Source organism: Polynucleobacter bastaniensis (genome assembly GCF_018882205.1).
Classification (GTDB): Bacteria; Pseudomonadota; Gammaproteobacteria; order Burkholderiales; family Burkholderiaceae; genus Polynucleobacter; species Polynucleobacter bastaniensis.
This window is the reverse complement of record NZ_JACVOU010000004.1, coordinates 93609-105708: the sequence shown is the minus strand read 5'-3', so window position 1 is coordinate 105708 and position 12100 is coordinate 93609. Positions and strand designations below refer to the sequence as shown.

17 protein-coding genes are annotated in these 12100 nt (G+C 39.8%); 5 read left to right on the top strand and 12 right to left on the bottom strand.

What is annotated here, in order from left to right:
* Positions 1-47: 47 nt before the first annotated feature.
* From ICN22_RS08340 to ICN22_RS08315, 6 genes are all read right to left on the bottom strand, one after another.
* Positions 48-455 carry a hypothetical protein gene (locus ICN22_RS08340; RefSeq protein WP_216170059.1) on the bottom strand — a complete coding sequence of 136 codons (408 nt, stop codon included), beginning with the start codon at positions 453-455 and terminating at the stop codon, positions 48-50.
* Entirely contained in the window at positions 452-1471 is a 1020-nt protein-coding gene (locus ICN22_RS08335; RefSeq protein WP_216170057.1) for a PDZ domain-containing protein, read from the bottom strand. Before ICN22_RS08335 ends, ICN22_RS08340 begins: the two co-directional genes overlap by 4 nt.
* 5 nt (positions 1472-1476) lie before the next feature.
* Complete coding sequence (locus tag ICN22_RS08330) at positions 1477-2253, bottom strand: hypothetical protein (protein WP_216170055.1); 777 nt, start codon at positions 2251-2253, stop codon at positions 1477-1479.
* A gap of 77 nt (positions 2254-2330) precedes the next feature.
* On the bottom strand, positions 2331-3092 hold the full coding sequence (locus tag ICN22_RS08325) for a PilZ domain-containing protein (RefSeq protein WP_216170053.1): 762 nt from the start codon (positions 3090-3092) through the stop codon (positions 2331-2333).
* Positions 3093-3108: 16 nt separating this feature from the next.
* The gene (locus ICN22_RS08320; RefSeq protein WP_216170051.1) at positions 3109-3462 is read right to left on the bottom strand and encodes a surface-adhesin E family protein; all 354 of its coding nucleotides are present in this window, start codon (positions 3460-3462) and stop codon (positions 3109-3111) included.
* Positions 3463-3665: 203 nt separating this feature from the next.
* Positions 3666-3851, bottom strand: a complete 186-nt coding sequence (locus ICN22_RS08315; protein ID WP_216170049.1) for a hypothetical protein — start codon at positions 3849-3851, stop codon at positions 3666-3668.
* Between the two features lie 308 nt (positions 3852-4159).
* Between ICN22_RS08315 and rpoN the strand changes: the two genes are divergently transcribed.
* Positions 4160-5554, top strand: coding sequence for an RNA polymerase factor sigma-54 (gene rpoN, locus ICN22_RS08310; protein ID WP_216170047.1), 1395 nt, complete (start codon positions 4160-4162; stop codon positions 5552-5554).
* 4 nt (positions 5555-5558) lie between these two features.
* Here rpoN and ICN22_RS08305 read toward each other — a convergent pair whose 3' ends face one another.
* The 3 genes from ICN22_RS08305 to ICN22_RS08295 all read right to left on the bottom strand — a co-directional run bounded on the left by ICN22_RS08305 (position 5559) and on the right by ICN22_RS08295 (position 7342).
* Positions 5559-6287 (bottom strand): GGDEF domain-containing protein, encoded by a 729-nt coding sequence (locus ICN22_RS08305; RefSeq protein ID WP_216170045.1) that lies wholly within the window; start codon positions 6285-6287, stop codon positions 5559-5561.
* Between the two features lie 84 nt (positions 6288-6371).
* Positions 6372-6833 (bottom strand): surface-adhesin E family protein, encoded by a 462-nt coding sequence (locus tag ICN22_RS08300; RefSeq protein WP_216170043.1) that lies wholly within the window; start codon positions 6831-6833, stop codon positions 6372-6374.
* Positions 6830-7342 carry an Ivy family c-type lysozyme inhibitor gene (locus ICN22_RS08295; RefSeq protein ID WP_216170041.1) on the bottom strand — a complete coding sequence of 171 codons (513 nt, stop codon included), beginning with the start codon at positions 7340-7342 and terminating at the stop codon, positions 6830-6832. The genes ICN22_RS08300 and ICN22_RS08295 overlap by 4 nt, the downstream gene beginning before the upstream one ends.
* A 313-nt stretch (positions 7343-7655) precedes the next feature.
* Here ICN22_RS08295 and ICN22_RS08290 point away from each other — a divergent pair, with 313 nt between their 5' ends.
* Both ICN22_RS08290 and ICN22_RS08285 read left to right on the top strand, forming a co-directional pair.
* The gene (locus tag ICN22_RS08290) at positions 7656-7955 is read left to right on the top strand and encodes a hypothetical protein (protein WP_216170039.1); all 300 of its coding nucleotides are present in this window, start codon (positions 7656-7658) and stop codon (positions 7953-7955) included.
* Positions 7956-7997: 42 nt separating this feature from the next.
* Positions 7998-8372: a hypothetical protein gene (locus tag ICN22_RS08285; RefSeq protein WP_216170037.1), complete on the top strand. Its 375-nt coding sequence runs from the start codon at positions 7998-8000 to the stop codon at positions 8370-8372.
* Positions 8373-8842: 470 nt separating this feature from the next.
* On the opposite strand, the gene ICN22_RS08280 is transcribed toward ICN22_RS08285, so the two are convergent.
* Complete coding sequence (locus ICN22_RS08280; protein WP_216170035.1) at positions 8843-9310, bottom strand: bactofilin family protein; 468 nt, start codon at positions 9308-9310, stop codon at positions 8843-8845.
* A 40-nt stretch (positions 9311-9350) separates the two neighbouring features.
* Positions 9351-10385 (bottom strand): helix-turn-helix domain-containing protein, encoded by a 1035-nt coding sequence (locus ICN22_RS08275; RefSeq protein WP_216170033.1) that lies wholly within the window; start codon positions 10383-10385, stop codon positions 9351-9353.
* A gap of 229 nt (positions 10386-10614) precedes the next feature.
* On the opposite strand from ICN22_RS08275, the gene ICN22_RS08270 reads away from it, so the two are divergent.
* A complete protein-coding gene (locus ICN22_RS08270; protein WP_216170032.1) occupies positions 10615-10926 on the top strand; it encodes a hypothetical protein in 312 nt (103 codons plus the stop codon).
* 104 nt (positions 10927-11030) lie between these two features.
* Positions 11031-11435, top strand: coding sequence for a bactofilin family protein (locus ICN22_RS08265; RefSeq protein ID WP_216170030.1), 405 nt, complete (start codon positions 11031-11033; stop codon positions 11433-11435).
* A 128-nt stretch (positions 11436-11563) separates the two neighbouring features.
* Here the strand turns inward: ICN22_RS08265 and ICN22_RS08260 are convergent, their stop codons facing one another.
* Positions 11564-12013 (bottom strand): bactofilin family protein, encoded by a 450-nt coding sequence (locus tag ICN22_RS08260; RefSeq protein ID WP_216170028.1) that lies wholly within the window; start codon positions 12011-12013, stop codon positions 11564-11566.
* Positions 12014-12100: the final 87 nt, after the last annotated feature.

The window sequence follows — 12100 nt, the reverse complement described above, 5'->3', positions numbered from 1 at the left end:
TAAATGATCTCGACTAGCGATTAAGTGACTGATCGGTATTGTCGGCCTTAAGAGACCCCCACCAAATGATAATCAGCGCCGTTGTGATAAAAGAATGAAGAATCAGGTATCGTCTCAGCGTAAAAGGGCCCCACAATATTATTAATCCTGAAACCCAAGCCTTCTTGAGGGCCATTTCTCAAAACAATGATCCAAGGTGCGCTAGACTGCTTTAGAGACTGATGCCAATCCACAAAACTATCTCCGCGTTGATCAAAGCGTAGTAGTTGAAAATGATTACGCAAGCAAATGGGTTCACCCTTATAGACTACAACACCATTAATACGTAGATCTTTCATGCCCTGCTCAGGTTCGGGATGCAAAAAGACGGCATGTATGAATTTTGTCGAAATCGCATAACGGCCGCCATTAATCCGCATTCCTAACCAGTAATCTTGCATTTGTAATGTTGTCATGATTTTTTTCCTGATTCACGACCTTGATACCAAAACATGGCAAGTGCCACAGCAAAAATGAGCACGCTGCACACAAAACCAACAAATGCATCCCCGATCCCCGTCATATACGAAACATTTTTAGCTTCAATCTTGCGTCTCTGGGAAAAGTAAATATCAATGTTTTCTGCAACCTTTTTGCTATGCCAGACAACTATATCTCTGGTTTGCAATTTGACTGGGTTTACACCGGTTGGATCAATCACGTTTTTAGCGATTGCATTTAGACGTCTAGCAATTTGCATTAAATCATTGGACACTTCGGTTCGCCAATCTACCGGGATAGTTGACAATATATCGCGACGATATTGCTCTGCAAGACGTTTTGTCTCAACTTCTGTTAGGTAGATCACATCACCCGGCAGAATGAACTTAATTCCACAATTATTTCCAGTGATTGTCGACCTATCTGCCATGCGCATTGCAACCGTCAAACTATCTCTTTTATTTCTCAATAATTTAACGTTTACATCTGCGGAAGTTTTTTCGTTTAGTGCGAGATAAAAACCTAAGGCAGATTCAATCTTTGTTGCATTAACAGCTAGGATTAAATCGCCTGGTTTTATGCCTGCTGCCTCAGCAGGTGAGCCCAGCTCAATGGACTCTACGGCAGGCAATTCAACTGCGAGCAATGATGCAGAACGTTTGTTTTCAAATTCTGAGAAAAATTGAAAAGTTCGATTCACTGCCTCATCTGTATTAACTGGAATAATCGCCCCATCAACCAATTTTGGAATGTCACTTGATTTTAAGCGTCGCTGATTTTTATTAAGGCGAACGTCAATTTTTTGAGTCGCAACAAAATCATCCAGTACTGGCATCGCTACTTTCAGCTGTTTCAGCTCCGAAGAAGATTCGGATAAATCATTTGCAGCCCCAAGTAATACCAATAAAGAGACCGCAAACAGGAATCCAGAAAAGGTTAAAAACCAAAAATAAATATTTTTTTGTGAGTAGAAAGTAATTTTTTCAGTCACAATGATCATTCACTCTTGCGCGACTTAGCGGCAACTTTATTTGCTACAAGCCTATCGCCAGCGTTATTTAAAATGAAGCGCTTTTTTAGCATCTCTACTTCACGATGCTCAGCCATTAACTGAACCTCAGTCTTGCGCTTATCCATTAAGAGGCGGCAACTAGCAAGATCATCTATCCACTCACCGGACTTCATTTCAATAATGGCTGTTTCCAGAATCTCTCTGCCGGTTAATTCATTAGCCTTAATACGCACTACAAATAAGCGAGTGCTATCAACATCTCGGAGAGTTAATTCAACAAAATAGGTTCTAGCAAAGCGATGATTGATAGCACTTAGCGTATATGGGTAGTTCTGCAAAGTGAATTGAATAACAGTGCCATCATCTAAAGGCATCGGCTCTACCTTCAGCTCTGTAATACCTGCTTTGGCATGCCATTCCAAATCCGTTTGCTGAGCTTCTACATTTTTTCTAGGGAAGGCTCGTGTCTCAAAATAAATCTGATAAAGAGTTTCTGGAAGATGACGTTCAAAAGCAAGATTTTTTAGGACGTCTGCCGTAGATGTAATACGTAAACGCTCTGCCATTAAATCCAACTTCATGTTTGCAATCTTTTGGTTGATAACCTCTTCAAGCTGGTTTGTTTTATTTAAGCTGGTCACCATAATGGGTTCAACTGGGATAGATGAACCAGTATTTTTTACCTCATCAACCACTTTGCTGTAAAAATCACGAATAAAAAAATACAGCAGTGGAATAAGCATGATCACACTGAGGATCATGATCAATTTTCCACTTGTAAAGTTAGTAAACAAGCTCATGACTTTAGCTTCATCAAATTAGAGTGTAAGCATTTTGGTTATTCACACCAACTAGCCGACGCATACCAACGATTTAAGCGTCCTTGTACACGGGCATTTTCAATGGCATTTCTAGTAGACTCAAATTCTTTGAGTGCGGTTTTGCTAGGGTTGTATAGCTCGCAACCCGCTCGAATGCGATCAAGCGCTTTACCAGGGCGTACATTGCGGATGATTAAATCGATACTGCCTGAGCGGAATTTTTGGCGCTCAAAGTATCCTGAATGCCAATAGCGCCCCACCTCAACTTCAGCTGCACCCAAACGAATATCTAGCAAAATCCCATGATCAGAAACATCGGCTACTTTTGCTAATAATTCTTGACCAGCCCCTAGTGAAAGAACGAAATTAAACTGTTCATCACTCGGCCCCAATGTTCTAAACTCTTTGCGACGCTGGATCACAGTGAGTTCTTGCGGGAGAGAGCAGGTTATTAAACTGCCATCTTCATGCATCCTAAAATCACTTGAAAGAAACTGCATTTTTGAGTTTTCAGTACAGGCCACAATAATCTGACTGGTGCCAATAACGCTACTAAATCCCTTAGGAGGCTCGGTCTCTGGCTTTAACACCAATAATCCTTTGTAGATATCGAGGACGGTGGCTGCAAACTCGGCACCAGATCCATCAATCGCATATACCCCTGCCAAAGGGGTTTTACTAATTTCTCGAAGCATAGTTTTAGCAATAGCTGAGTGCTCTATGTGAAATTTAGGATCTATTTTGTCTACTAATTCGGGGGGGTAGGTAATGATGGCCATATAAATTGGAATTAAATTAAGGATTGCAAACTTGTTTTCGTATGATTGCTAGAGCACTATCTTCTGGCACTGGATCATCCGCCAAATTGAAACCAGTCTCTGTTTGTAAAATCTTCTTACCCTGTGCATTTGGTTCAGAGTATTGGATAGTGGCCAAGGTGGAGTAAGTGCCGTACTTACAATTGAATAAAATATTACTGCGCACGGATCCAACGCGCTGTTTCGTGGCTTCGTCTATTGTTTGGCGATTGGTAATAATCCATACCTTTTTTGACTCTGGAGGCAATGCTTTAATAGAGCTTTTATAGTAAGCAATGGAATAGCCTTTTTTATCCAAAACAGTCACCATATCATTTTCGGCCTGAGCCATTGCGAAGCTCGACTCATGAGAGCCCAAAAGCAAAACAATGGTAAAAAAAAGGCGACGTGAATAAATCATGCTAATAATCCAAATTAATGGATGATTATACGATTTTATGGTCTAAATTGAACCGCTTAAGATGGTTTTGCTACTTTTAAGGCAATTGCTGAAATAAGCTGAATTAACCCTAAATAAACATCAAAATCAAGCCATCACTGGCCATCAGGCTTAGCCTCTAATGATTCCTCAATAACAAGAGTCTCTTTGTCGATCACATTTTTGACCCAATATCGCGCTGCCGCAATATTGGTTGTGTAAAAAGCAATTTTGTTGTTTTTTTCTATGGCATAAAAGCGATCACCACGAATACGGTGCTCTGTAATGACAGGATTTTCCATAATATGAAACGCTTTATATAGTCTTCTGACCTCTTATTACGGTCAGTTTTCTGTGTTTGCTTAGATTAATTTAGGCTAAGTTTCCTGGAAATAGCAAGAAAATTTCTTAACCCTTTAATTTATATAGTTTTTTTATTATAAATGGTTAGAATAGTTGCAGTTGATTGCATACTACTTTTGCAACCGAGAAATAGTTCAAATTTAAACAATTTATATGAGCCGAAAGTCTCAAAAAGCCCTCTTTTACAACGTTGAGTTAGGTCAGCAACGATAGAATTTTCACTAGCGAACCACAAGAAAATATAAAAATGGCTATTTCGCTTAATACTAGAGTTAGTCAGCAGGTCACCCTAACACCTCAACTGCAACAAACAATCCGCTTATTGCAGTTATCCAATAACGAACTAGAGCAGGAATTAGCGAAGGCCGCTGAAGATAATCCCTTGCTGGAATTTGAGCCTAATCCAGAAATTGAGTTTAATGCCTCTCAATCTTCTGAACGGCTTGAACAGACACAAAACTCTTGGACCTCAAGCAATAGGGCGTCGCAGGATGATGACGATGACTGGGCAGAGCGCTATGAGCGCATAGCTCATCAACAAACCCTTTTAGAGTATGTCGAGGAGCAAATTCATCTCCTTCATGTAAGTCCACAAGAGCAGTCGATCATTACCTATCTGGCGGGCTGCCTGGATGACAGAGGCTATCTCATTGATGATCTCGAGTCAATTCATGCGGAAATCAAAAATGAACTTGATAGTCAAGAATCAAGCACGCTTTATCTACTAGAGTCCGCACTAAAAAAACTGCAGTCACTTGATCCGCCCGGCATTGGCGGACGCAATTTAGCAGAATGCCTATCCCTGCAAATTGATCGTATTTTAGAAAAACCTATCCCCGATCAATCAGCATGGGAACTAGCCAAATATATTGTCAATACCCATTTAAATAAGGTTGGTTCAAAAGATTGGCTTAAGATCAAACAAGCGAGCAACAAAACTGAGGCAGAAGTTCTCAAAGCGGTAGAGCTCATACGCAGTTTGCAACATAATCCTGGCGCTTACTTCGACCATGAAAACGACCAATGGATTTTGCCGGATGTCGTGGTCAAATCCATCAATAACTTATGGGTTGTCGAATCAAATCCAAATGCAAGACCACGAATCTCACTCAATGGCGAGTACGCCAAAATACTCAAAGAGAGTGGTCAAGGGAAGGTTGATGGAGTCTTAAAACAAAAAATTCTAGAAGCAAGCTGGCTTATTAAAAATATTGCTCAAAGAGAGGATACGATCCTCAGGGTTGCGAATGAAATCGTCAAACATCAACAAAAGTTTTTTTCCATGGGCGCAATTGGAATGAAGCCACTTGTTCTTCGTGAAATAGCAGAAACATTAGAGATGCATGAATCAACAATTTCGAGAGTGACGACACAAAAATATCTATCCTGTCCGCTAGGTATTTTTGAATTTAAATACTTTTTCAGCAGTCAATTAAATTCTGATAAAGGTGTAGCAATATCCTCGACAGCAATCCAAGAACTGATTAAGCGAATTATTCAAGAAGAGCCTGCATTAAAACCTATTTCTGACAGCAGGATTGCTAAGTTACTGGGCGATCAAGGCTATGAAATTGCTAGGCGAACGGTAGCTAAATATCGAGAAGGGATGCGCATTCCAGCGGTGCATCTTCGAAAAAAATAGACTCCTAAGAGTAAAACTCGATACAATTCTTTCCAGCCTTTTTAGCAAGATACATTGCTTTATCAGCCCTCTCAACTAAATCCATCGAACTAAGATTTATATCATCCATGATGGCAATACCAACACTTGCACCTAGCAGTAGTTGTAATGATTCTTTGGATCCAAGCTGAAGAGCTTGCGAAATTACTGCAAGTAATCGATTGGCCAATTGACTGACTAAATCTTTGCTTGTGATGGCTTGTAACGCCAAAACAAACTCATCACCACCCCACCGACAGGCTAAATCCTGAGCCCGAATAGACGCAGAGATTCTTCTGCCAATGATTGATATCACCTCATCTCCAGTACTATGGCCATACTGATCATTAATAGCTTTGAAGTTATCAAGATCAACAAATATTATGGCTGTTAAATGATCTTCCTGGAGAGTCTTCGCCAAAGTAAATTTGAGTTTTTCTAAAAAACTAGTGCGGTCCAATAAGCCAGTTAAATGGTCATGCCTAGTTTCTATTCCAAACTCTTCGCCATAAATCATCAGATCCAGTATGCGGCGCTGAACAGCTGTTGTATTGCTGCCTTCATGAAAATATTTCAATAAATCATTTTGATTTGCAGTCTGTACAAACTGCTGCAAATTGGCGACTAAGTTTGAAAAATACTCAGCTGCTTGAATTGAATCAGCAGCAGAACTTGTGATTAGATTCGAATTATTCTCATTCAAGCTTTCTTCCATTTGAATCCTCTGTAGTCAGTGGCCAGGCGTTACGGTAGAAGATGGGCGATCTGAATACTCACCCTCGCTAAACGAATGTCTAACTTAGTTGCAAACAATCTTCTTAATATCCGACTCAGTTGTAGTAGGTTCAATTTTCATGACATTAGATTTATTTTTCTCAGAGTAAATCTCGTTAAGCTTTTTCGTCTTAGCATCAAAATACATATAAGAAATTAGATAATAGAAGGTACTGTTGTCCTTACAATCTAGGGCGCCACTTGCGCTGAATAAGTTGAAAGTTTGGCTATTTGGGGCAGTTTGATTTTCATTGAAATGCGCAGAAACAGTAAACCAGACATAAGGCCCCTCCGCCTTTCCCCAACCCGATAATAAATACAAAGTGCTTTGAGTATTTTTACTCAATATAGTATCTTTATCGTTTGCTAACTTTGGTTCAGATTTTTGTAAATTTGATTTGAGGGACTGGGGTTCCTGCGTAGATTTTGCAGGGACTATCGTCACCCAGAGTGACATGATTAAAAAGCTGATGACAATCTTCATCATTGCACTCCTGCTTTCTTGAAGCCTTGCCACTTCTCAAAAGCTAGTGGGATAGTTTTACTATCCTCTAGCCCATAAAAAGTTAACTCCCCACCTTTTCTAAGGGCTAAATAAACCTTGCCATTGGCGGGCTCAATTACAAAAGCGGCGCTGGATTCCTCACAATCCGACTTTTTACACCCAGCACCTAGCAGTTGGCTGCCCACATAAATGATGGGTATACTTTCTTCAAATGCATTTTGAAATGCTTCAACCTCTGCTCCAAGCATATAAGCAAGAATGAATTTTCCATTCGCACGCGTTGTCAATATCGAGGAGGGACTGCCAACCAATAAAGGAGCGTAGGTTGCTAGATTTTTTCTCAAATCATTGAATTCTATTTCTTGTTCTTTGGCGAGGATTTTTGCTTCTTTTTCTTTCTCATATTCGCCCTTATATTCCCAAACTTTGAAAGAGGCGTATGCTAAAACGAGGATGAGCAATACATAAAGAAGCCACTTGGTGAAATTCATCACCAACTTCCTTATTTTTGCAGCAGTGGATATTGGTTGTTTGGGCATAGTCCAGGCGATATCTAGTTGATCATCCTGCAAATTGAATTTGCTATTATTAGCTAACTATAAAGCAAATCTTTTGAGACCCCTTAAAGAAAGCGGAAAAACATAACCGAGCTACGCAAACACTAAGCAAATTCGACTTTTTTCTAATAATCACCTACTATGAAGCCATATTTATCATATCAATGTTTAATTTCACCCCAAGGACTAAGTCATCGGTTAGGATTAAAAAATGTCGCAAATAAATTATCTCTAGTGTCGGGTAAATATGAGTAATCTAGACGAATCCGTTGTTAATGAGCTAAAAGAAGTTAATAAACATCTTTCGACAATAGGCGCGCTCTTACAGCAAAAAGATCTAAAATTGGATGAGAGCTTAAATGTCATCCGCAAGGACCTTTGGAATATTAAAAATATTATTTCTGAGGAAATAGCCCAGAATAAAAGTCTACAAAATGGTATCGAAAAAACTATAGAAAACACTATAGAAAAAACCCTGCTTAAGTCTATTGCCTATGTATTTGCTGCCGGAATAATTCTGTACATAGTAGGTAGATTTTTTCTGTGAACCTTAGCAATAAGCTATTGAGATAAAAAATACAACCTTGTCATGACACCTGATACAACCAATCGCCAAAAAAGCTATGCGCATATTGCAAAACTTCTGGATTCTGCGAGCAAATCTTATGAAAATGCTGCGCTTGGTTTAGAACAAGGCGGGAGTGAAGAACAGGCTTACCAGCACATTAAAAATGCACGCACCACCTTAGAGGCAGCATTCCCAGAATTTTTTACTGTACATAAACCATCCCCTATCAGTAAAACAGTTCCGCAGAAACGAGATTACTCAATTATAAAAATAGGCTTAATTGCGGGATTAATCATCGGCATCTTATATACATTTGTGGTGTATGGCCCCACAGGGGATTTAAGTAAAAGCTGGAACACTGAGAATTTCCAGAAGAACGTTGCTTATCCCAAATAACTATTTTTAATCTGTTTTCCTTACAGATTCGATTTTGACAGAATAATCTGTAGGTCCTGTTAATCGCTGCCAGATTGTATCGTTCTCCATCCCTCGATTGACTACCAGATAGCCTACAGAATAAGTGCCTTGATTGGTGAGTAAATTAGTAGAACAAATACGCGCCCCACTGCGATGCGAAACTTCTGCAATATTATTAAAAGCTAGTGTGCGTGACTCTTGAATCAAAGTCTCGTTATTCCGAATCTCTTGGTTTAACAATATTTGTATGTATTCGTCCTTACATTAAGGCAAATCCCGAGTGTAATAACTGTAAAAAAGCCCTCCTGAAGCTAGCAATAAAACAAAGAGGCCTAGAAGGAGAGCAGGGATTTTTATTGGGGTAGGCATACTTATGTCAACACCTCAAACTAATGAGCGAGCTTGCTGACTGCAGATCATCAACCGAAATATCTTATTGATGTTTGATATCACTCTGCTTTAGCTAATAGAACAACATTACTCGGAACCTCTTCATCACTCAAAGAGAGATTTTTTTGCTCAACCGCATCTGGCAATAAACATCTGAGATTACCGTTGACCTTAGCGTCTGGGTGCACATTAATCTGCGCATAGGTAACATCCCCAATGACTACTGCTCCAGGATAAATTTCAACGCGTCCTTTTGCAAAAACCGAACCCTCGATTCTTCCAATAATGATTGCATGTGGGCTGTAAATATTCCCTAATAAGAATCCAGTTGATCCGATTACAGCGGTATGGCCATTACCAGAGCCCTCTTCTTCAATCTGGGAAATATCGCCAATTAAATGCCCTAACAAAAGCATGTTTCCACTATGAATAAAGTCACCCTTCATAATGGAACCGGCCCCAACTGTAGTTAAATACGTCAGTTGAGTGTCTGTATTAGGATTACTTTTTTTAGAAAATTCAAACATTTACAAACCTTAATTTTGTTTCTTTTAACCTGTGGAAACTTTACAGGGAAACTTCCAGTAATTTAATCTGCTTTGCGCCTGCGCTTGGTGAGCGCACTCTCCAACCCTGAAAATACATTTCAACACTATCTAAATCCTGAGTAATCACCACAAATGGAGAGGTGCCTCGAAATGCGTAAGAGGCATTTGACTCTAGATTAACGACGGTTTGTTTCCCAGAATTATCTACAACACAAATGGCTTGCTTAATTAGCGATTTGATATTCACAGTATCTCCCCGTTTAGAGGGGTTGGGCGACTGATAACTGGGCAATTGCGCCTCTTGTTTATAAGGACATTGCTCACTAGGAGTAGTTTGAAGCGCTTGAGCTGGCTGAGTTTCTGGCGATTTAGCTACAGTATCAGAACTCTCGGGCTTGAGAGCTAAGTCTTCATCAGCTTTTAAATCCTGAGTTTCATTTACTACGATGGCTTTTTGCGGGGGTTTCACTAATCCAACAGCTAGAGTGATGATGTTGAATCGATCATTTAACCCATAAATAGCGCCCGTCAGTACTAAAAAACCAAACAGGATTGTCATCACTCTGATTGATACGGCACTAGCCCCAGTAGTACCTAACTTAAACCCATGTTCTTTATTAATCTGATTCAGCGACTCTTCCAGATTCAGAACCTGAGGGCTTGCAAGCTCTGAGGATGATATGGTCTCGTTTCTTGACGGAAGATTCTTTGGACCTGAATCAGTTCTGACTTCCTCATGTTTTGTAGAGGCAGAAATTTTTGGGGCTTCACTAGGCTCAATCGAAGTTTCTTCAATCGATTCCGTGGCGCTAGGATCTATCAAATAAGATGATTCATCTAGCCCCAGAAATTTACCAACTTTCTTTGCAGTGATGACCTTAATTTCAAAAGTGTAAAAAGAGCTCATGCCACCCTCTTCCAACTCCAAAATCATTTTGGCGGACAAACAACATAAGTTGGCAAACTCTGCCCTGGCTAGATTTTTTTTCTCTCTAGCATCTTTTAATACAGAGCCAATAATTTCTAGTTGTGCATAGTGCTTGTGAGGCCGCATTGATGTAACGCCATTAAATTATTGCAACGCACAAATCATCTTGAAAATCTAAGATATCCCATATTCTTTATAAAACAGCATTACTTTTAATAATAGTATGTTATCAAATTATCCTCAAATAAGCTTATTAAAAAGAAATAAACTCAATACATCCCAATGTTAAAATCTTTTAAAGATAATTTAAGGGTTAAAAATGCAGTTAATTTGGATTTCTGGGTCTACTTCATCCATGAAGCAGATAAAAATTACCCGTAAAACTGTTATTAAGATCGCGCTTTTATCCTTTAGCGTGTTTATTCTGATTGGCATGAGTATCCATTTTTTTGGCTTTAGGGTGGCAATCCGCTTTAACCCAGAAATGGCAAAACAAATGGGGGGGGTCATTTCCCGCAAGGAGATGGATGATTTAGAACTCATTTACCAGCAGAAAATCCAAACATTTCAGACGCAGCTCCCCTTGATTGAGAGCAAAATCCTCACCCTGAAGAATTTAAAGGATCAGTTTGCGGAACTATCTATCCCCACAAGTACCAAAGATTAACTTTTATTCCGATAGCTTACACAGTGGGACGCTCCTCTGCGCCTTTCCATAAGTTGTTAGTATTGTTATATCATTAGCGTGTACTTACTTATTCAGGAAAATTCATGGCCGATAACAATCCCAGAGGATCACTTTTCGTAGGCGAAGGGGTAATTGTCAGAGGCACCTTTGAGGTACCAGAAATGGCAGTGGTTGCAGGCCTTGTAGAGGGTGAATTGAACACCAAAGAAGTCTTGGTTGACACCTCAGGAATTGTTAATGGAAGAATCAACGCGGAAGTTGTTGAAGTTCGTGGTGAAGTTACCCAAGGCCTTAATGTCACGAATCATTTGAACGTTCGATCCAGTGCAAAAATTACTGGTCTTACTCAATATGCTGAAATGAGTGTAGAAAAAGGAGCAAAGCTCAGTGGTGAGCTACGCTTAATTGATGCCCCCATATCCTCAGCCAAGCAATCTTTTAGTGAAACTGACATTCATCCAAAAGATGAGATTAGCGATACTGAGTAAATATGCAACACACATAAAATACCTCTACAGATAGAGGTATTTTTTTGCCCCATGATCAGGCAATCGCATGAGCAATAAATTGAATTGATCTATCTTGCACAACTGATCATTCACACATTAATAATAAATTATTGACTTTTAATTTTGTTCCAATTTGCTTGGAAAATTGCGGTTGAATCAGTTGCTCCCTCTGGTTCATCGCTACTTTTGGAAATCATCAAACCGTTTAACTTGGCACCATGCTCAATTCCCAGCTGGCCATAAGTAATATCTCCGCGCACTTCCGCCCCCTCATGTAACTCCACGCGCTCAGTGGCATAAATATTACCCTCAACTCGTCCTGCAACTAGCACCCTAAAAGCATTGATATCGCCTTGCACCACACCAGTGCGTCCAAGAGCAATGCTCACGTTTTTTCCTTGGCGTGATTCTATATTCCCAACAACGCGACCATCAATGCGTAAACTTTCATTCGCAACAATTCGCCCATGAACCTCCGTTGCTGGCCCCACGATTGTTTCAAAGGACTCCATTGTGGGCTGTAGAAACTTAATAGACTGTGATTTTTTGAAGATCATTGTTCATTCCTTTAACTATCATGCAATTACGCAATAAGCTGCTTACTCCAATATTCCCGCCGGACGACTATTCTATCTTTAACTAGA

Excerpts from the sequence above, each read along its gene's own strand:
- ICN22_RS08340 (WP_216170059.1), bottom strand. The coding sequence starts at position 455 with ATGACAACATTACAAATGCAAGATTACTGGTTAGGAATGCGGATTAAT.
- ICN22_RS08330 (WP_216170055.1), bottom strand. The coding sequence starts at position 2,253 with ATGATCCTCAGTGTGATCATGCTTATTCCACTGCTGTATTTTTTTATT.
- ICN22_RS08325 (WP_216170053.1), bottom strand. The coding sequence starts at position 3,092 with ATGGCCATCATTACCTACCCCCCCGAATTAGTAGACAAAATAGATCCT.
- ICN22_RS08320 (WP_216170051.1), bottom strand. The coding sequence starts at position 3,462 with ATGGCTCAGGCCGAAAATGATATGGTGACTGTTTTGGATAAAAAAGGC.
- ICN22_RS08315 (WP_216170049.1), bottom strand. The coding sequence starts at position 3,851 with ATGGAAAATCCTGTCATTACAGAGCACCGTATTCGTGGTGATCGCTTT.
- rpoN (WP_216170047.1), top strand. The coding sequence starts at position 4,160 with ATGGCTATTTCGCTTAATACTAGAGTTAGTCAGCAGGTCACCCTAACA.
- ICN22_RS08305 (WP_216170045.1), bottom strand. The coding sequence starts at position 6,287 with ATGGAAGAAAGCTTGAATGAGAATAATTCGAATCTAATCACAAGTTCT.
- ICN22_RS08300 (WP_216170043.1), bottom strand. The coding sequence starts at position 6,833 with ATGATGAAGATTGTCATCAGCTTTTTAATCATGTCACTCTGGGTGACG.
- ICN22_RS08295 (WP_216170041.1), bottom strand. The coding sequence starts at position 7,342 with ATGAATTTCACCAAGTGGCTTCTTTATGTATTGCTCATCCTCGTTTTA.
- ICN22_RS08290 (WP_216170039.1), top strand. The coding sequence starts at position 7,656 with ATGAGTAATCTAGACGAATCCGTTGTTAATGAGCTAAAAGAAGTTAAT.
- ICN22_RS08285 (WP_216170037.1), top strand. The coding sequence starts at position 7,998 with ATGACACCTGATACAACCAATCGCCAAAAAAGCTATGCGCATATTGCA.
- ICN22_RS08280 (WP_216170035.1), bottom strand. The coding sequence starts at position 9,310 with ATGTTTGAATTTTCTAAAAAAAGTAATCCTAATACAGACACTCAACTG.
- ICN22_RS08275 (WP_216170033.1), bottom strand. The coding sequence starts at position 10,385 with ATGCGGCCTCACAAGCACTATGCACAACTAGAAATTATTGGCTCTGTA.
- ICN22_RS08270 (WP_216170032.1), top strand. The coding sequence starts at position 10,615 with ATGAAGCAGATAAAAATTACCCGTAAAACTGTTATTAAGATCGCGCTT.
- ICN22_RS08265 (WP_216170030.1), top strand. The coding sequence starts at position 11,031 with ATGGCCGATAACAATCCCAGAGGATCACTTTTCGTAGGCGAAGGGGTA.
- ICN22_RS08260 (WP_216170028.1), bottom strand. The coding sequence starts at position 12,013 with ATGATCTTCAAAAAATCACAGTCTATTAAGTTTCTACAGCCCACAATG.